The following is a 17,795-nucleotide window of genomic DNA, read 5'->3' on the forward strand; positions in this document are numbered from 1 at the left end:
TCTTACGGCGGGCCGGCCTTGTAACCAACGCCGCGGACCGTGAGGACGACTTCCGGGTTTTCCGGGTCCTTCTCGACCTTCGCGCGAAGACGCTGCACGTGGACGTTCACCAGACGCGTGTCGGCAGCGTGGCGGTAACCCCACACCTGCTCCAACAGCACCTCACGAGTGAACACCTGACGCGGCTTGCGAGCGAGCGCGACCAGGAGGTCGAACTCGAGCGGCGTCAGGGAGATGAGCTTGTCGTCGCGCGTGACCTTGTGCGCCGGCACGTCGATCACCACGTCCGCGATCGAGAGAACCTCGGAAGGCTCCTCCTCGGTCCGACGAAGGCGCGCACGCACGCGAGCAACGAGCTCCTTCGGCTTGAACGGCTTGACGATGTAATCGTCAGCACCTGATTCAAGACCGAGAACAACATCGACGGTGTCCGTCTTCGCCGTCAGCATGACGATCGGAACACCGGAATCAGCCCGTAGAACCCGGCAGACATCGATGCCGTTCATACCGGGCAACATGAGGTCGAGCAGCACCAGGTCAGGACGGGTCTCTCGAACGGCGGCCAGAGCCTGCGATCCATCCCCGACGACGAAAGGCTCAAAGCCCTCGCCGCGAAGGACGATCGTCAGCATCTCCGCTAATGCTGTGTCGTCGTCGACAACCAGAATCCTTGGTTTCATGTCTCAATCGTGTCACTCATCAGGCCTGGAATAGCTGATTGACCAGTTCATTCGCGTGTTGCGTCGCGTCTGCCGTGTTATCAACGGTTTGCCACGGGCTGATCCAGCCCTGTTCGGCAAGCTGACCGTAGATCGCGGCGGTGCGGGCCTGCAAGTCTGAATCCCGTTCGTAACTGTCCCGCGCACGGTCCGAATCGGTTTCCTCACGCTGGCGCGCACGCGCCTGTGCGATTTCGACCGGAACCGAAACCAGAAGCTGCAGATCCGGTTTCGGCAGACCGAAGCGCTCGAACTCGAGTTCGCGGATCCATTTGACGACCGTGCCCTCCGCATCCTGCCGAAGCCGGGCGGCGCTGTACGCCGCGTTCGAGGCGACGTAGCGATCGAGGATCACCACGTCGTGGCGGTTGATTTGGCGCTGTAGCTCGCCGAGTGCCGCGTGCCGATCGAGCGCAAACATTGTCGCCATCGCATAAACGCTGTCGGCGAGGTCTCCGTGCTCTCCGCGGAGCGCTTCGGCCGCCAAGTCGGCGTGAACGGATTCTCCATAGCGCGGGAAGCCCACGCGGATGACGTCCTTGCCGCGATCTTCGAGTTCGCGCGCAATCGCTCGCGTCAGCGTCTGCTTGCCTGCCCCGTCGACGCCTTCGATGGCGATGAGAATGCCCACTTGCGCATCGTAGGCTCCGCACCACCCGATTAAGGGGCGGATGCCCGACCGCAATCGGTTCGGCGGTGGTCCGTCACATCATCGAGAGCTGATCCGCGAAGGTGCGATTTCGACCCGCTCGCTTCGCGAGGTACAGCTGGCGATCCGCCTCGCCCAGAACCGAGGCCACCGAAGCGCCCGCAGCGACTGCGGCGACACCGAAACTCGCGGTGACCCGCGCCTGCGGAGCGATGTCGTCGAGACTCTCCTCGATGAGCGCTGTCCGCAGCCGCTCGGCCAGGGCGAAACCGCCCGCCAGGTCGACGTCTCGGGCGAGAATCGCGAACTCTTCACCACCGACCCGACCGACGACGTCTCCGAGCCGCACGGAAGCGTTCAGGAGCACGCCAAACCGGCGCAGGACCGCGTCGCCGGCCGCATGGCCGAATTTGTCGTTGACGGCCTTGAAATGGTCGATGTCGCACACGATCATCACGTGTCCGCGCGAGCTGAAGGCGCGAAGTTCCTGCGCGGCGAGAGCCTCGAATCCGCCGCGGTTCAGCACGCCGGTGAGCATGTCGGCATCGCGCTCCCGCCGCAGACCAGCGACGACATCGCCGAGATAGGCGGCCCAGATCGCACCCGTGAGTGCTGCGCCGAGCAGTGCCATCACCAGGTGCATGACGACCCAGAGAAGGGTCCCGACCGAGTACGGGTCCTCACCCGACTTGGCGAGCTCGACCATGATGGCGGTGCGCGGCACGAACTGGAGCGCGAAAATCGTCAGCACCCAGTTGAGGACCGTGTCGACCGAGCGATGGGTGCGCAAGAGCCACAAGCGGCAGGCGGCGACAAGCAGGACAAATCCACAACTGGCACTGCGCAGATAGATCTCGGCCGCGGTCTGGGGATCGAAGTAGACGAGCGCGCCACAGCCGCCGGTCACGACGGCCAGCACCCCGACGCAGAACCGCATCGGGAACGCGAGTTGGCTCCTCTTCAGAATGCCTTGGGCGAGAAGAAGAACCGATCCGATGATGGCGGTATCGGAGAGGACGGCGTTGAGCGCCGGGTTGGCCGGTTCGTCGAAGATCCGGATCAGAACACCGATCGAGAACACGAAGGGCGCGATCCCGATCAGGCGCAGATAGGTCCGCTGCCGGTCGAGAAACCACGCCCAGCAGAAGAAGAGGCCGAACACGGAAAGAACGGCAGGCGCGAGCAGAGCGATGGTGACGGCCCCGCTGGAATCGTTCAACGGAGTCACCTCATCTCAATCGCGAACGCACAGCTAATTGTCGCGAGCGAGACACCGACACGCCAACCCAGTGTGTCCTTCATCAAAGGGACACACCGGGGTGACGTTGGCCACGGTCAGTAGCGGTAGTGCTCCGGCTTGTACGGGCCCTCGACATCGACACCGATGTACTCGGCCTGTTCCTTGGAGAGCTTGGTCAGCGTTCCACCGAGTGCCTCGACGTGAATCCGCGCAACCTTCTCATCGAGGTGCTTCGGCAGGCGGAACACCTCGTTGGCGTACTCCTCGGGCTTGGTCCAGATCTCGATCTGGGCGATCACCTGGTTCGAGAAGCTGTTGCTCATGACGAACGACGGGTGACCGGTCGCGTTGCCGAGGTTGAGCAGACGTCCCTCGGAGAGCACGATGATCGACTTGCCCGAGTCACCGAAGGTCCACTGGTCGACCTGAGGCTTGATCGTCAGACGGACGGCGCCCGACTTCTCCAGACGAGCCATCTGGATCTCGTCGTCGAAGTGACCGATGTTGCCGAGGATCGCCTGTTCCTTCATCGCGCGCATGTGCTCGAGCGTGATGATGTCCTTGTTGCCCGTGGAGGTGATGACGATGTCCGCGTTGGCGATGGCCTCATCGACCGTGACCACGTCGAATCCGTCCATGAGCGCCTGCAGCGCGTTGATCGGGTCGATCTCGGTGACCTGGACGCGCGCACCCTGACCGGCCATCGACTCGGCGCAGCCCTTGCCGACATCGCCGTAACCGCAGATGAGGACCTTCTTGCCACCGATGAGCACGTCGGTGCCGCGGTTGATGCCATCGATGAGCGAGTGCCGCGTGCCGTACTTGTTGTCGAACTTGCTCTTGGTGACCGAGTCGTTGACGTTGATCGCCGGGAACGGCAGGGTTCCGGCGGCCGCGAACTGGTACAGCCGCAGGACGCCGGTGGTGGTCTCCTCGGTGACACCGCGGACCGCGTCCGCGACCTTCGTCCACTTGGTGCTGTCGGCCTCGAGGCTGCGACGAAGCAGGTTGAGGAAGACCTTGTACTCGGTCGAGTGCGAGTCGTCCTCCGGCGGCACGATGCCGGCCTGCTCGAACTCCTTGCCCTTGAGCACGAGCATCGTCGCGTCGCCACCGTCGTCGAGGATCATGTTGCAGGGTTCGCCCGGCCAGGTCATGGTCTTCTCGGCGCACCACCAGTACTCCTCGAGCGTCTCGCCCTTCCAGGCGAAGACCGGAACACCTTGCGGCACTTCGGGAGTGCCGTGCGGTCCGACGACGACCGCGGCGGCCGCGTGGTCCTGGGTCGAGAAGATGTTGCACGAAGCCCAGCGCACCTCGGCACCGAGGCTCACGAGCGTCTCGATGAGGACCGCGGTCTGGATGGTCATGTGGAGCGAACCGGAGATCCGTGCGCCCTTGAGGGGCTGGACCTCGGCGTATTCGCGGCGCAGGGCCATCAGGCCCGGCATCTCGTGCTCGGCGAGGCGAATCTCCTTGCGGCCGAAGTCGGCGAGCGCGAGATCGGCGACCTTGAAGTCAATGCCATTGAGAACGTCGGCGATCAACTCGCCCTCCGTTGATGTTTCTAGGGTGTTGGTCACGGCAGACAGGCTATCGGGCAATTCGCCCCGGTGGAACAAATGGCCGACACTTAATCCTGAGGTTTGTCCAACAAAGAGTGGATAAACGGGGTCAGTATGGCTGCGAAGTCCGCAGCGGGGTCCGCATCCGGCTCTGGCGGCATCGCGATGTAGCTCATCGCCATCCGCACCGCCATCCGCGCGAACTGCTTTGATTCGACGGCGGGAGGGTTGACCCAACTGTCCCGTAGGACACCGTCGAGGCGTTCGCTCGCGTTGACGAGGATCGGCTCGCTGTTGACCGTGACCAGCCGCAGGAGCTCGCCGTTCTTCTCACCGAGCAACAGTGATCGAACCATCGGGTTCGCCGCCGCGTCGAGGAAGAATCCCTGGACCGCGTGCGTCAATCCGAGCTCGAGATCGCCCTGGTGCGACTCAATCGCCACCTCGACATGGTCGACGAAGCCTTCGGCCAGACGCACGGCGTAAGCCTGCGCCAACCCCGTGCGATTTCCGAACTCGTTGTACAGCGTCTGGCGGCTGATCCCCACCGATTTGGCGACGTCTCCCAGCGTGATCTTCGACCATTCGTTGGCTTCGAGCAGTCGATGCAAAGCGTCGAGGACGTGGGTCCGCAGCAACTGCTGCTGGCGTTCAGCTCGCACCGGTTGCGACCCCGTCTGCCGCACAGAAGAGCACCGCGGCATCATCTGCCGACGCAGTCACCGCACCGTTGGCCGCCGGCAGCCAGGCCGACTGGCCCGGAGCGAGGTCCAGCGTGGAGTTTCGGTCCTTCAGCCGGACGTTGCCCTCGGTGCACACCACGATCCGAGGTCCGTCGGCCGGGAGATCGGAGTCGACGCCGGGTTCGATGTCGACGCGATACAGCGCGAATTCCGGCGCCGGTGTTTCATATCGAGCCAGGCCGCGGCCGCACTGGACGGGCACCGCGATCGGCGGGTCGATCGGTCGGAAGTCGAGAACCTTCAACAACTCTGGGACGTCGATGTGCTTCGGCGTCAGGCCCCCACGCAGCACGTTGTCCGAGTTCGCCATGAGCTCGACACCCAGGCCGCGCAAGTACGCGTGGAGGTTTCCGGCCGCAAGGAACAATCCCTCGCCCGCCTGCAACTGGACGCGGTTGAGCAACATGACGCCCAGAACGCCGGCATCACCGGGATAGATGTTTGCGATTTCCAGGACGAGGCGGACGTCTTGGGCATACTCACGCGAGGTTCCGGACAGATACTTCACGCAGCCGTCGAGAACTTGCGCGATGAGCGCCTCCATCGCGGGGGGCGGCATCGTGATCCACGTCGTGAACACCGCGCGCAGGCCGGACTCGTCGGGCGCCCCGGCCAGCAGATCGATGTAGGTCTGCAGAGCGGGCACCTCGAGTGCGGCGAGCAACGCGATGGTCCGGTGAGGGTCGCGGAAGCCCGCGAGCGCGTCGAAGGGACTCAAGGCCACGATCAGTTCGGGCTTGTGGCTCTCGTCCTTGTAGTTGCGGACGGGCGAATCGATCGGAACTCCGGCGCGATTCTCCCTGGTGAATCCCTCTTTCGCTTGTGCCAGGCTCGGATGCGCCTGCAGCGACAGCGGCTCATCGGCGGCGAGAATCTTCAGCAGATACGGCAGCCGAGGTCCGAACGCCGGCAGCACCTGGGTTCCGAGCGAGGACTCGGGAGATGTCGCGATGACATCGAGCAGCGACGTTCGCGCTCCGTCGGATACGACGAACGCCGGGTCTCCCGGATGCGCACCGAGCCAAAGTTCGGCTTCCGGGTGCTTGGACGGCGACGGCCGGCCACACAGATCAGCGATCGCGGTGCGCGAACCCCACGCGTAGGACCTCAACGCTCCTTCGAGTAGTTGCACTACCGTCCACCTACCAATTCGGAATATGCCGCTGTCAGTTCGAGACGAATCGTCAACATCGCCAAGTCGATCAACCGTCCTCCCGGTTTGGGCACCGCCATCGCCGCGACCGCGTCGGCCCCGTCCTCGGCAGTCACGAGCGCGACGTCGGGCAGGGCCGCTGTGCGGCGGCGAACGCCCGCGAAATCCGGCCCCAGGGTCAAGACGAACACTCGTGCCGGGTCTTGCGGGCGCGGACCATCGATCTCGTCATCGTGGAAAATCGGGTCATAGTCATCGGAAATGCCGCCACCAGTGCCGCCGAGTCCGCCAGCCCCGACGAGCACATCATTCATGTGCGCATCCGCGGCGAGAACACCCGAGCGCAGCAGCATCTGCGCACCGTGTGACGCGATGATGACAGTCGCGGGGTCGTCACCAGCGAGGACCACTCGACGATTCTGCATCCGCGCAGCCAGCGACTTGGCCGGATTGCGGAACACTTCGTTGGCCGGACGATCGAGCATCGCCTCACCGTCGATCGCGTCCGCGAGCTCATCGAGCGTCGGAAGGACGCTCGCTCCACGCGGGTCGATCGCGGCGAGGACCGCACACGCGCACGCCAGGAATCGGAGCATCGTGTTGTCTTCACGAACCGTGACGCGGGGCGGCAACGACATCGCACGACCGGCACCGACGGCCCGCAGCGGCCCTTCATCCGGTCCGGCCACCACGACCTCTGCGCCGCGGCGCAGGGCTGCGTCGACCGCCTCGATCATTCGCGGATCGGCCGCGTCGTCGCCGGCCACGAGGACGACGTCGAGCGGACCGACCCAGGGCGGGGTGTTCGGTAAATGGACAATCGGCACGCCAGACACCGAACCAGCAATGGCGACAAGCAGTTTCGCCGCATCTTCGGCGCGCGAATTGCCGGTCACGATCAGCATGCTGCGCGGACGCATCCCCGCCAGCGGCGAGAGAGCGCCTTCGGCGACAGCGGCGCCCGCGGCGCGTACCTGGGCTCCGCCGGATGCCGCCGAGCGCAGAATTCCCCGGCGATCCGCAGCTTCGATCGCAGCAACATCGTCGAGATCGTGGACAGGAGACAGTGCGTTCACGACTGGTCACCGCCCCTTTCCTCGTCGATCGAGCCGCGCCAAACTACATGAAAATACCGACCTTTGTTGCCTCTTACTACAACTATTCCAGCTATCCGCGAACGATGGACAAGATCTCCTTGACAAGATCATCGGTCGCCTGCTTGGAGGGCGACTCCGCGTTGAGGCGAAGCAGCGGCTCGGTGTTCGAGGCGCGCAGGTTGAACCACGTGCCGTTGCCGAGCTCGACCGTGAGGCCATCGAGTTCATCGGTCGACACCGTGCGGTCGGCAAACGCGGCCCGAACCGCTTCCGTGCGTGCCTTGGCGTCGTCGACCGTCGAGTTGATCTCCCCCGACGCCACGTAGCGCTCGTACTTCGCACCGAGGTCGGACAGCTTCTGTTCCTTCTCGCCAAGTGCCGACAGCACGTGCATTGCGGCCAGCATGCCCGAGTCGGCGCCCCAGAAGTCGCGGAAGTAGTAGTGCGCCGAGTGCTCGCCGCCGAACACCGCGCCCGTCTCCGCCATCTGCTGCTTGATGAACGAGTGGCCCACGCGCGTCCGGACCACCTTTCCACCGAGCTCGGTGACGATCTCCGGCACCGCGTGTGAGGTGATCAGGTTGTGGATGATCGTGGCGCCGGGCTCTTTCGCGAGCTCGCGCTCGGCGACGAGGGCGGTGATCGCCGAGGGAGACACCGGGTCGCCCTTTTCATCGACGACGAAGCAGCGGTCGGCGTCGCCGTCAAAGGCAATGCCGATGTCTGCGCCGCATTCGACCGTCAGCTTCTGCAGATCGACGAGGTTCTTCGGGTCGAGCGGGTTGGCCTCGTGGTTCGGGAACGAGCCGTCGAGTTCGAAGTACAGCGGCACGATTTCCATGTCCAGGGGTCCGAGGACCTCGGGAACGGTGTAGCCGCCCATGCCGTTGCCCGCGTCGACCGCGACCTTCAGGTGGCGCAGCCCGGAGAGGTCGACCTGTTCGCGAATGAACTCGGCGTAGTCAGAGAGAACGTTGACCTCACGCGAGGTTCCCGGTTCGCCGTCGTAGGCGGGAACGCCTTCGATGATCTCGGCGGAAATCGCCCGCAGGCCGGTGTCCTGGCCGACCGGCTTGGCACCGGCGTAACACATCTTGATGCCGTTGTACTTGGCCGGATTGTGGCTGGCGGTGAACATTGCGCCGGGGCAGTCGAACTTTCCCGATGCGTAATACAGCTGGTCGGTCGACGCGAGGCCGATGTGCACGACGTTGAGGCCCTGCGACTGCGCGCCCTCGCCGAACGCGCGAGAAAGCGCCGGCGACGAATCGCGCATGTCATGACCGATGACGATCTCGGTTGCCTTATCGCGAACGAGTCGGGCGAATGAGGCGCCTACGTCGCGGACAAGCTCTTCGGTGATCTGCTCGCCGACGACGCCTCGCACGTCGTAAGCCTTGATCGTGGCACTGACCAGTTCGCTTGAATGACCCACGGAATTCCGCTCCCCCGCCTACAACCCAGCCGATGTGACAGGGGTCAGCCTAGCGAGAAAGCGTGCGGTTGGGGCCCCAAGCGCAAGGAGGACGAGTGAGCATCGCAGCGACGAAGGAGCGAGGAGCGGAGCGAAGGACGGTGCGCGCTGAGGCGCTAGAGCGATTGAGGAGCCAAGCTCAGATGGAAGGATCGGGCAAGACCCGGAGGTGGCCGCGGCGGCCCGTTCGGACGGCCGGCCCAGCGTGCGGCATGACCGGAGAGAAATCGGTGTGCGCGACCGCGGCCCGCGCGGCTTCGACGCGGGGACGACCAGCTTCGCGAACCGCTTCCGCGAGGGCGGTCAGGTCGTCTTCGTCCTGGGAGTTGGCGGAGAATCCGCCCTCGTGTCGGACGAGCGCCCAGCCCTTCGGAGCGGTGATCCGGGAGGCGTGCACATCGCACAGATCCCACGAATGCGGCTCCGCGACAGTGGCTAACGGACCGACCACAGCGGTCGAATCTGAGTAGACATACGTCAGCGTCGCAACGGCGGTGTTTTTGCACGCTGGCCTGCAGCAACGACGAGCAAGTCTCACAAAGGGGAGATTATCTGTCTCTCAGGAACTATCGCGTTGGACACACCGGGCATGCGCTCGGCATGCGTCTCAACTGCATAAACATGCCTACCGCGATTAACGCATGCACCGTTACACGGTGCTGGATGCGCTGGGTATTCTCCGACCATGCCTCCGCGTTCCCGCCGCCGTCCGATCACCACTCGGAGCATCGCGCGGCGCGGTCGAGGCCTGCGCGGTCAGCTGTTGCCGCAGACTCTTCCCGGCTGGCGGACCCGTGGCGAGAAGTTCGACGAACTCGTTCTCGAAGCCTTCAGTCCGATCGACTCGCGCTGGCACGACCGGCTCACCAAGCTCGATATCGCCGTCGACGATGTGCCCAAGATCCGCCCGATCGACCCGGAAAGCGTCACGTGGCCGGAGGAAGTCGTCGCGGACGGGCCCGTCCCGTTGTCACGGCTGATTCCGCCCGGCAAGGACAAGAACGGTCAGGCGACCCGGGCGCGGATCGTCATCTTCCGGCGTCCGCTGGAACTTCGCGCCAAGGATCCGGACGACATGGCGGACCTGCTGCACGACATCCTCGTGCAGCAGGTCGCGACCTATCTGCGGGTCGACCCGGACATCATCGATCCGGACCTGTAGACCGGCGATTCAGCCGACCACCGCCAACACGCCAGCCAGAACCACGGTCACCAGAGCCACGCCAATTGCGGTTGTGGTGGCCGCATTCCGCGTCCGGGCCCGCACTGCCGCCGCGACTGCGGCCGACGCCAGCACCGACGGCAGCCCCGCCCAGAACACCGCCAGACTCAGAAAGCCGATCCCGGCCAGAACGAGGGCCACCGTAGCGGTGGAGAAGCGAACCGCCACCGCGACGGCAATCGCCGCGGCGATGACCGTGATCGCCGCCCCGACCAGGTACTCGAACACACCCTGCGAATTGGCCGGGTCGTCGTTTCCCATCACGTCCCAGAACGTGCCGATCGCGGTGAAGATCAGAGACAGCGCGACTCCGATGACCGCCAGGAGCGGCCAGCTCGGTGCGCTGGTCCGTTCGATCGTGGTGCTTGCCATGTTTCCTCCAAGAGTTGTCAGTGGGTGAGGTGTCACCACACTGACTCCCCGGCCGTCCCGTCGAGAAGGTGCGCGCGACCGGCGGGGGCCGGGCAGTCTGCCCGGTCAAACCGGGACAAAAGCCCATGACAACCAGGGCCTCGGTCACCCACACTTGCGCCATGACTGTGAGCGACCGAGGCGCGAGAGCCGCGGCGATGACGCTGTTCGCGGTCACCACCGCACTGGTCATCTCCTACGTGCTGCTGTCCGACGGGATCGGCAACGAGCCGCCGCTCCAGCCCGGCACCACAGCTCTGGACGTCGGGACCGCCACCTCGGCGATGTCGGCGGCTGCTGTGGGACTCGTGATCACCTGGTTCCGCCCGCGAAATCCCGTTGGATGGCTGGTCAGCCTTCCCGGGTTCCTGTTGGCGCTGTGCGATGCCGGCCAGCAGTACGGCGCGCGGGCCGCGGCTTTTCCCGACAGCGGCCTTCCGCTTCGGGACTGGGCGCTGGCGGTCAGCGCACCACTGTGGATCCCGGCGCTCACAATTCCCGCCACGGCCCTGCTCGTCCGGTACCCCAACGGCAACATCGAGAACCGCCCCGCACGCTGGTTCAACGGCATGTACGCCGTCGGTATGCCCCTCGGAGTCGTCCTGTACATGGGTTCTGACAACTCGGTGAGCGACGTGATCATCGGCGGACACAGCCCGATCAACGCCGACGGCATGCCGGGGTGGCTGTGGCTCACCTTGATCTGCGTGGCCGTTGGATTGTGCTCGGTCGCTGCGGTCGGAATCATCGGCGACGCCGCGTACCGAGCACTGCGCAGCCCACGCCCGCAACGCGTTTCGCTGCTGTTGCTCCTTCCGACCGCGGTGCTCGCCGTGGTCCTGGTAGTCCTGGGACCGTGGGAGTGGCTCGGCTCGCTCGCCTATTTCCTGGTTCTCGCCGCGATCGCCGTGGGCGTGCTCCAGTTCGGCGCCACCGGCATCGAAGAGGTTGTCCGGCGCAGTCTCCTGTACGTCGTACTCACCGGACTGGTGCTCGGTGCCTTTGTCGCGGTGGCAGCCGGGCTGGCGTGGGTGCTGCCGAGCGGACCCACACCGCAGATCGTCGCCGCGGCACTCGTCGCCGTGTGTCTGGGCCCGGCACGCGATCGCGTGCAGCGCACCATCGACCGCCTGCTGTACGGCGATCGCGGCGATCCGATCGCCGCAATGCAACGCCTCGCTCTTCCGGTCGGGACCGAGAGACCTGACCTGGTGCCGGACGTCCTCACGGCTCTGGCCGAAGCCGTTCGGGCTGACTCGGCCACCCTGATCCCGCCCGGCGGCGACGGCATCGCATTGCGTTTCGGTGGCGACGAACTCGGCCGCCTCGTCGTGACGCCGGGAGACGGGGCCACGACACTTCGACGAGCCGACCGAATTCTCGTCGAAGCCGTAGCGCCGATGGTCGCGGCCGTCGTCCACGCCGCAGCGCTTGCGGAGGATCTGGAGATCGAGCGAAACCGCGTCGTCGCAGCCACGCAGGAAGAACGGGAGCGGCTCCGCCGGGAACTGCATGACGGCCTCGGTCCCTCACTCACCGGTATCGGGCTGGCGCTCGCCGCGGCCCGCCGGTCGAGCGCGACAGCTGAATTGCTCGACCGCCTGCATGCGGAGTCCCTCTCGGCGCTGGAAGAAGTTCGCCGCATCATCGACGACCTGAGCCCGACCGCGCTCGATCATCGCAGCCTGGGTGCGGCCATCCGGCATCGAAGCGAGCAACTGGCGACGACCGTCGACATCCAGGTCGAGGCGTCGGAGTGCGGCACGGTCCCGCCGCGGTTGGTCACCGCGCTGTACCGGATCGCCGATGAGGCGCTGACGAACGTCGTACGACACTCAGGTGCACGCTCGTGCCGCGTCCGCCTCACCGTCGCCGATCGCGTCGTGCTCGAAGTCGCCGACGACGGCACGGGCCCCGGAACACTACGACCCGGAGGCATCGGATTGATGTCCATGCGAGAGCGCACGGAACGTCTCGGGGGACGGTTTACGCTCGTTGCCACCACGCCTGGCACGACGCTCCGTGCAGACTTCCCCTTGATGGGGTCCACCGAATTCGGAATCGAGGACATTCCATGACAACCATCCGGGTCGTGGTCGCCGACGACCATCCCATGGTTCGTTATGGCATCACGGCCGTTCTCGCCGGTGAACCCGATATCGAGGTGGTGGCCGAGGCCTCCGATGGCGAAGAGTTGGTGGCCGCGGTGACCCGCACCTACCCCGACCTGGTGATCACGGATCTCGCGATGCCCAAGCTGAACGGCATCGGTGCAATCGCCCGGCTGCGACACGCCGCACCCGACGCGCCAGTGCTGGTACTCACGATGCACGCCGATGACGAATCCGTCTTCGCGGCTTTGCGTGCCGGCGCGCGGGGCTACCTGATCAAAGGCACGGATGCTGCCGAACTGGTGCGGGCGATCCGGTCGGTGGCCGCGGGTGACGCGGTGTACGGCGCTCCGATCGCCGCTCGGCTCATCGCTTCCTTCACTGGGTCCGCACCGGCCGCGCAGCCTTTTGCGGACCTGACGCAACGCGAGAGGGAGGTCCTCGACCTCCTCGCCGCCGGGCTACGGAATCATGCCATCGCCGCACGCTTGGACCTAGCCGAGAAGACGGTGCGCAACCATGTTTCGGCCGTTTTGATCAAGCTGCAGGTATCCGATCGGACGGCGGCTGCGATCAAGGCCCGGGAAGCCGGACTCGGCGATCACTGAGCCTGCTACGCCGCAAACGCAATCAGCCCCGGCTCATCTGAGCTGGGGCTGATTAGCAGATTCTCTATTTAATTAGCTGATGGTGCGCTTGAGGCGACGACGCTCACGTTCGGAGAGTCCGCCCCAAATACCAAAACGCTCGTCGTGAGCAAGTGCGTATTCCAGGCACTCGTCACGAACTTCGCAGCCCTGGCAAATGCGCTTGGCTTCGCGGGTCGATCCACCCTTTTCCGGAAAGAATGCCTCGGGGTCGGTCTGGGCACAGAGCGCACGCTCTTGCCAAGACTCAGGTTCGACCTCGAGCAGGTTCTCCATGCCCTCGACGATCAGGCTCAGGCGCGGTGCGCCGCCGACCTCAAGTCCATGGGTTTGCGGTACGCCGTCCACTCGGCTCGAGGGAGTGCCGATTCTCCCAAGGGCGATGGCCATCGCTCCGCCTCCTCACATTGTTAAGCAGTAAAAATTGGGGAAGAGCCCCCCGAAAGGGACCAAGGTGCTGTCGCTTACGCGACGTTCGTGAGTGCAGGTCTGCCATCCAAGTGTGTTCGGAATGACATGGCTGTGATTATGGCACGGGTTAACACTGCCGGGTCAAGTAACGATGCAATTCCCTTACCATCTTGTGAACGCCCTAGGCTGTTGCCTTGTGTCACGGTCGAGTCTCAGTTCGAACCTCAAAATCACCGTCCTCGTCGGGGGCGTTGGTGGTGCAAAGTTCCTGGTAGGGCTACGTGAGCTGCTTCCAGAGCCCAGCCAGATCACCGCGTTGGTCAACGTCGGCGACGACATCTGGCTTCATGGACTACGCATATGTCCCGATTTGGATACATGTATGTACACCCTGGGTGGAGGCGTAGACAAAGCCCGTGGTTGGGGCCAGGCGGACGAATCCTGGACCGTCGGTGAGGAACTCGCGAGGTACAACGCAATTCCGGACTGGTTCTCCCTCGGCGACCGCGATATTGCCACCCACCTCATCCGCAGCCAGATGCTTCGGGCCGGCTACGCGCTTGCGGACGTCACCGAGGCACTGTGTGCGCGGTGGAAGCCGGGCGTGCGACTGCTCCCCGTGTCGAACGATCGCGCCGAAACGCACGTCGTCGTCACCGATGCCGAAACCGGGAATCGGCAGGCGATCCATTTCCAGGAATGGTGGGTGCGCCACCGGACAAACATCCCGACGCACGAATTTCTGAACATCGGATCAGACCAAGCAAAACCCGCCCCGGGCGTGTTGACCGCGATCGAGGAGGCCGATGTCGTGCTGTTCGCGCCGTCGAACCCGATCGTCAGCATCGATCCGATCCTCGCCATTCCGGGTGTGCGCGGTGCTCTGCGGAAGACCACGGCGAAGGTCGTCGGGCTGTCGCCGATCATCGGCGGTAAGCCTCTGCGCGGCATGGCGGACGCCTGCCTCGACGTCCTCGGCATCGAAACCAGCGCCGAGGCAGTGGGCCGCCACTTCGGTGGACGCTCCGAGGGCGGCGTTCTCGACGGCTGGCTCATCCACACGGGCGACACCGCGGAAGTTCTGGGCGTCGAGGTCCGGTCGGTCCCGTTGCTCATGACGGACCCCACCACGACCGCCGAGATGGCACGTCAAGCACTCGACCTGGCCGGCATCTGATGACCGATCACGCCGCTGCTGAACTGCGCATTCGACCGATCACCGGGCTGCCGGAGTTCCGGCCGGGGGATGACGTCGCCTCGGCTATCGCGGCGGCCGCGCCGTGGCTTGCGGACGGCGACATCCTGGTCGTGACGAGCAAGATCATCTCGAAGTGCGAAGGTCGCATCGTCGCTGCGCCGTCGGACCCCGACGAGCGCGATGCTTTGCGCCGCGAACTGGTCGATGCGGAGGCCGTCCGCGTTCTCGCACAGTTCAAGCGCACTCTGATCACCGAGAACCGGCTCGGCATCGTGGCCGCGGCGTCCGGAGTCGACGGCTCGAATGTCGACACCGGAGAACTTGCGCTGCTACCCGTCGATCCCGATGCCAGCGCGGCCGCACTCCGCGAGCGACTGCGCGAACTGCTGGGAATTTCTGTCGCGGTGATCATCACCGACACGATGGGGCGCGCCTGGCGCAACGGTCAGATCGATGCCGCGATCGGCTCTTCGGGGTTGCAGGTTCTGCACGGTTACGCGGGCACACAAGACCGTCACGGCAACGACCTCATGGTCACCGAGGTCGCGGTTGCCGATGAGCTCAGTGCCGCCGCTGACCTGGTCAAAGGCAAACTCGGCGGCGTCCCGGTCGCGGTCGTCAGCGGCTTTCCGACGCGCGACGACGGCTCGACCGCAGCCGACCTGATTCGGCGAGAAGACGACCTGTTCTGGCTGGGTGCGGACGCGGCGATTGCCCGCGGCCGAACCGAGGCACTCCGCCTCCGAAAGTCCGTGCGCGAGTTCGCCGATGCACCCGTCGATCCGGAGTCGATCCGGCGTGCCGTGGCGCGCGCCTCCACGGCGCCGGCTCCGCACCACACCCGCCCCGTGCGCTTCGTGTGGCTTCGCGATCCCGCCGTTCGCCGCACGCTCCTCGACGCCATGCGGGACAAGTGGCGCAACGATTTGTCAGGTGACGGACGCACTCCGGAAAGCGTCGAGAAGCGCGTGAAGCGTGGCGACATCCTGTACCGCGCACCCGAAGTCGTGATCCCGTTCTGGGTCCCGGACGGTGCCCACACCTACCGTGACTCGGTTCGCCAGACCGCTGAGTCGACGATGTTCACGGTTGCCGCCGGCGCCGCAGTCCAGGCTCTACTCGTGGCGCTGGCGACCGACGGTGTCGGCAGTTGCTGGATCGGCTCCACGATCTTCACGCCCGACACCGTTCGCGAGGTTCTCGATCTGCCCGCAGACTGGAGCCCGCTGGGCGCCATCGCAATCGGTCACCCGACCGAACCCCTGACACCTCGCCCCGAACCCGCCGTGTGGGACGGACTGCTGACCGAACGATGAGGACTCACTCATGAGCGCCCGCTCGCTGAACGAATCCGCCACTGCCCTGCTCACCGAATTTCGCGGCCGAAACGACGCCGAGGAGTCGCTGCGGCTCACACTGCTGGCCTTCCTCGGTTCCGCGCCCGACGGCTGCCTGCGCAAGCACGTCCCCGGCCACATCACCGCATCCGCGCTGGTCATGGACGACAACCACGAGAAGGTGCTGCTGACCCTGCACCCGAAGGTGGGCAAGTGGATTCAGCTCGGCGGCCACTGCGAGAAGAGCGACGAGACAATCGTCGACGCGGCTCTGCGGGAAGCGACCGAGGAGTCGGGCATCGAGGATTTGCGCATCGACCCGAAGTTGTTGCACCTCCACACGCACCCGATCACATGCTCACTCGGTGTACCGACCCGGCACCTCGATCTGCGCTTCCTCGTGCACGCACGTCCCGACGCCCAGCCGGTCATCAGCAATGAATCCGTCGACCTGGCATGGTGGCCGATCGATGCACTGCCGGAGAACCGCGAGGCGGGCGTCCTCGAGGACATGATCGCGCTGGCGAACGCGCGCTAGCCCGGCCTTGGTCAAATGACCGGTGGTGCGGTGGATTCGTACGTGTGTCCGGTCGGTGTTTGGATCTCGAACGTGTGCCGGTCACCGTCGATCGGCTTCTCCCTGACCCCGGGAGCCTCCTTGTTGTAGTTGCAAAGCGCACAGCGCCCGCACCCGTTGCAGCCCGAGGTCGGGCCACCGCACCGATCTGGGACGATGTGGTCGTGATGGCGGATCGGCGCCCCACAGTAGGGCGTACGGCACCGGTCATCACGAATGTCGAAGAACTCGGCCATCGCCTTCGGGAACAGGCGCTGACGGGAGTCCATCGAGATCAACTCCCCCGTCGTCGGTGCGATGAAGAGCCGCCGAATCCACGCTTTCACCTTGGCCGACTGCGCGACCCACAAGCGTGCGATCGCAGCCGGAATCGACCCGTACCCGGGAATGCGGGCCGGGTGATCATCATTGCCGAGCAACGCCAGATCGGTCATCACCAGATTGACCGCAACCGGGATCTCATCCGCCTTGCTCACCCCGAGAACGCGTTCGACCAGCAGATCCGCCTCGTACTGCGCCGGCGTGCGCGGCTCTCCGTCGGTGATCCACTGCGCCGCCTTCGCCAGGCTCGCCTTCACCGCGATCGCCTGCTTGAGCGGCAGGAGTGCGGTCAGGTACGCCATCCCATCCGCGGCCGGGTGGACCGTGACGCGACGCTGCGCTTCGGCCAGCTTGTTCCGTCGCAGGCGTGCCTCGACATCGAGCAGGTCCGCTGCTTTGCGGGTTTCAGTTTCGAACCGGTGGTCACTCCAACCGGCGAACGTGCTCGCGGAACTGCAGAGTGCGGTGTCGACCGCGGCACGGTCGATCGCATCGAGGTGGCTGATGCCGCGCCGGATGATCTGGGCACGGTGTTCGCTGAGCGTGCCCTCACGCATGCGGGCCAGCGCGTTGGACATTTCGGTGTCCAAACAACGGGCCAGAGTCACGTGCGCTTGCCCCGCGGTCGGCGACTCCCGGCGCGCGAGAGCGACCTGCGCCGCGACACCCACGCCGTGCTTGTCTTTCGGCAACCCGAGCGCCGCGTGCTCGGCCCGCACCGCACGATCCAAGTCCGCCGCATCCATCGCCTGCGCCGCGCAGATCTGCGCCTTCAATTCCTCCATCTGCGCGACCCGATCGACCCGAGTCGCGTTATCCACAAGCCGATCCAACGCCACCAGGTGGCGCTGGAACTCGGTGATCACATCGCTTCGCACCATTCGAACATACATGCGACTACCGACAAGTTTCCGCAGGTC

General features: G+C 65.2%; 18 protein-coding genes. 6 read left to right on the plus strand and 12 right to left on the minus strand.

Annotated elements, in window-relative coordinates:
* Positions 1-2: 2 nt before the first annotated feature.
* The 9 genes from mtrA to F600_RS0124430 form a co-directional block, all read right to left on the minus strand.
* Positions 3-680: an MtrAB system response regulator MtrA gene (gene mtrA, locus F600_RS0124390; RefSeq protein WP_026306907.1), complete on the minus strand. Its 678-nt coding sequence runs from the start codon at positions 678-680 to the stop codon at positions 3-5.
* Positions 681-699: 19 nt separating this feature from the next.
* On the minus strand, positions 700-1,350 hold the full coding sequence (locus F600_RS0124395) for a dTMP kinase (RefSeq protein ID WP_018163288.1): 651 nt from the start codon (positions 1,348-1,350) through the stop codon (positions 700-702).
* Positions 1,351-1,423: 73 nt separating this feature from the next.
* Entirely contained in the window at positions 1,424-2,587 is a 1,164-nt protein-coding gene (locus F600_RS0124400; protein ID WP_026306908.1) for a GGDEF domain-containing protein, read from the minus strand.
* Positions 2,588-2,703: 116 nt separating this feature from the next.
* Positions 2,704-4,155: an adenosylhomocysteinase gene (ahcY, locus tag F600_RS0124405; protein ID WP_018163290.1), complete on the minus strand. Its 1,452-nt coding sequence runs from the start codon at positions 4,153-4,155 to the stop codon at positions 2,704-2,706.
* Between the two features lie 86 nt (positions 4,156-4,241).
* Entirely contained in the window at positions 4,242-4,835 is a 594-nt protein-coding gene (locus tag F600_RS0124410) for a TetR/AcrR family transcriptional regulator (protein ID WP_245541620.1), read from the minus strand.
* The gene (gene manA, locus F600_RS0124415) at positions 4,825-6,048 is read right to left on the minus strand and encodes a mannose-6-phosphate isomerase, class I (RefSeq protein WP_018163292.1); all 1,224 of its coding nucleotides are present in this window, start codon (positions 6,046-6,048) and stop codon (positions 4,825-4,827) included. The genes F600_RS0124410 and manA overlap by 11 nt, the downstream gene beginning before the upstream one ends.
* The gene (locus F600_RS0124420; protein ID WP_018163293.1) at positions 6,048-7,145 is read right to left on the minus strand and encodes a hypothetical protein; all 1,098 of its coding nucleotides are present in this window, start codon (positions 7,143-7,145) and stop codon (positions 6,048-6,050) included. The genes manA and F600_RS0124420 overlap by 1 nt, the downstream gene beginning before the upstream one ends.
* Before the next feature lie 91 nt (positions 7,146-7,236).
* Entirely contained in the window at positions 7,237-8,601 is a 1,365-nt protein-coding gene (locus tag F600_RS0124425) for a phosphomannomutase/phosphoglucomutase (RefSeq protein ID WP_018163294.1), read from the minus strand.
* 178 nt (positions 8,602-8,779) lie between these two features.
* On the minus strand, positions 8,780-9,178 hold the full coding sequence (locus F600_RS0124430) for a DUF3499 domain-containing protein (protein WP_026306909.1): 399 nt from the start codon (positions 9,176-9,178) through the stop codon (positions 8,780-8,782).
* A 147-nt stretch (positions 9,179-9,325) separates the two neighbouring features.
* Between F600_RS0124430 and F600_RS0124435 the strand changes: the two genes are divergently transcribed.
* Positions 9,326-9,802: a metallopeptidase family protein gene (locus F600_RS0124435; RefSeq protein WP_018163296.1), complete on the plus strand. Its 477-nt coding sequence runs from the start codon at positions 9,326-9,328 to the stop codon at positions 9,800-9,802.
* Between the two features lie 9 nt (positions 9,803-9,811).
* Here F600_RS0124435 and F600_RS0124440 read toward each other — a convergent pair whose 3' ends face one another.
* The gene (locus tag F600_RS0124440; RefSeq protein WP_018163297.1) at positions 9,812-10,234 is read right to left on the minus strand and encodes a hypothetical protein; all 423 of its coding nucleotides are present in this window, start codon (positions 10,232-10,234) and stop codon (positions 9,812-9,814) included.
* Positions 10,235-10,395: 161 nt separating this feature from the next.
* On the opposite strand from F600_RS0124440, the gene F600_RS0124445 reads away from it, so the two are divergent.
* The gene (locus F600_RS0124445) at positions 10,396-12,351 is read left to right on the plus strand and encodes a sensor histidine kinase (RefSeq protein WP_162141476.1); all 1,956 of its coding nucleotides are present in this window, start codon (positions 10,396-10,398) and stop codon (positions 12,349-12,351) included.
* Positions 12,348-12,992: a response regulator gene (locus tag F600_RS0124450; RefSeq protein ID WP_018163299.1), complete on the plus strand. Its 645-nt coding sequence runs from the start codon at positions 12,348-12,350 to the stop codon at positions 12,990-12,992. The genes F600_RS0124445 and F600_RS0124450 overlap by 4 nt, the downstream gene beginning before the upstream one ends.
* A 72-nt stretch (positions 12,993-13,064) precedes the next feature.
* Here F600_RS0124450 and F600_RS0124455 read toward each other — a convergent pair whose 3' ends face one another.
* The gene (locus tag F600_RS0124455; RefSeq protein ID WP_156024853.1) at positions 13,065-13,307 is read right to left on the minus strand and encodes a WhiB family transcriptional regulator; all 243 of its coding nucleotides are present in this window, start codon (positions 13,305-13,307) and stop codon (positions 13,065-13,067) included.
* A 331-nt stretch (positions 13,308-13,638) separates the two neighbouring features.
* Here F600_RS0124455 and cofD point away from each other — a divergent pair, with 331 nt between their 5' ends.
* The 3 genes from cofD to F600_RS0124470 are packed head-to-tail and all read left to right on the plus strand — an operon-like array spanning position 13,639 to position 16,515.
* Positions 13,639-14,619 carry a 2-phospho-L-lactate transferase gene (gene cofD, locus F600_RS0124460; RefSeq protein ID WP_245541621.1) on the plus strand — a complete coding sequence of 327 codons (981 nt, stop codon included), beginning with the start codon at positions 13,639-13,641 and terminating at the stop codon, positions 14,617-14,619.
* A complete protein-coding gene (locus F600_RS0124465; protein ID WP_018163302.1) occupies positions 14,619-15,956 on the plus strand; it encodes a coenzyme F420-0:L-glutamate ligase in 1,338 nt (445 codons plus the stop codon). The genes cofD and F600_RS0124465 overlap by 1 nt, the downstream gene beginning before the upstream one ends.
* A gap of 10 nt (positions 15,957-15,966) precedes the next feature.
* Positions 15,967-16,515: an NUDIX hydrolase gene (locus tag F600_RS0124470; protein ID WP_018163303.1), complete on the plus strand. Its 549-nt coding sequence runs from the start codon at positions 15,967-15,969 to the stop codon at positions 16,513-16,515.
* 11 nt (positions 16,516-16,526) lie between these two features.
* Here F600_RS0124470 and F600_RS0124475 read toward each other — a convergent pair whose 3' ends face one another.
* Complete coding sequence (locus tag F600_RS0124475; RefSeq protein WP_370670698.1) at positions 16,527-17,756, minus strand: DUF222 domain-containing protein; 1,230 nt, start codon at positions 17,754-17,756, stop codon at positions 16,527-16,529.
* Positions 17,757-17,795 lie beyond the last annotated feature (39 nt).

Origin of the sequence: Smaragdicoccus niigatensis DSM 44881 = NBRC 103563 (assembly GCF_000380645.1) — a bacterium.
GTDB classification, from domain to species: domain Bacteria; phylum Actinomycetota; class Actinomycetes; order Mycobacteriales; family Mycobacteriaceae; genus Smaragdicoccus; species Smaragdicoccus niigatensis.

Bases quoted from the DNA above. Each gene is read 5' to 3' on its own strand.
- mtrA (WP_026306907.1), bottom strand. From the start codon at position 680: ATGAAACCAAGGATTCTGGTTGTCGACGACGACACAGCATTAGCGGAG.
- F600_RS0124435 (WP_018163296.1), top strand. From the start codon at position 9,326: ATGCCTCCGCGTTCCCGCCGCCGTCCGATCACCACTCGGAGCATCGCG.
- F600_RS0124440 (WP_018163297.1), bottom strand. From the start codon at position 10,234: ATGGCAAGCACCACGATCGAACGGACCAGCGCACCGAGCTGGCCGCTC.
- F600_RS0124445 (WP_162141476.1), top strand. From the start codon at position 10,396: ATGACTGTGAGCGACCGAGGCGCGAGAGCCGCGGCGATGACGCTGTTC.
- F600_RS0124450 (WP_018163299.1), top strand. From the start codon at position 12,348: ATGACAACCATCCGGGTCGTGGTCGCCGACGACCATCCCATGGTTCGT.
- F600_RS0124455 (WP_156024853.1), bottom strand. From the start codon at position 13,307: ATGGAGAACCTGCTCGAGGTCGAACCTGAGTCTTGGCAAGAGCGTGCG.
- F600_RS0124465 (WP_018163302.1), top strand. From the start codon at position 14,619: ATGACCGATCACGCCGCTGCTGAACTGCGCATTCGACCGATCACCGGG.
- F600_RS0124470 (WP_018163303.1), top strand. From the start codon at position 15,967: ATGAGCGCCCGCTCGCTGAACGAATCCGCCACTGCCCTGCTCACCGAA.
- F600_RS0124475 (WP_370670698.1), bottom strand. From the start codon at position 17,756: ATGGTGCGAAGCGATGTGATCACCGAGTTCCAGCGCCACCTGGTGGCG.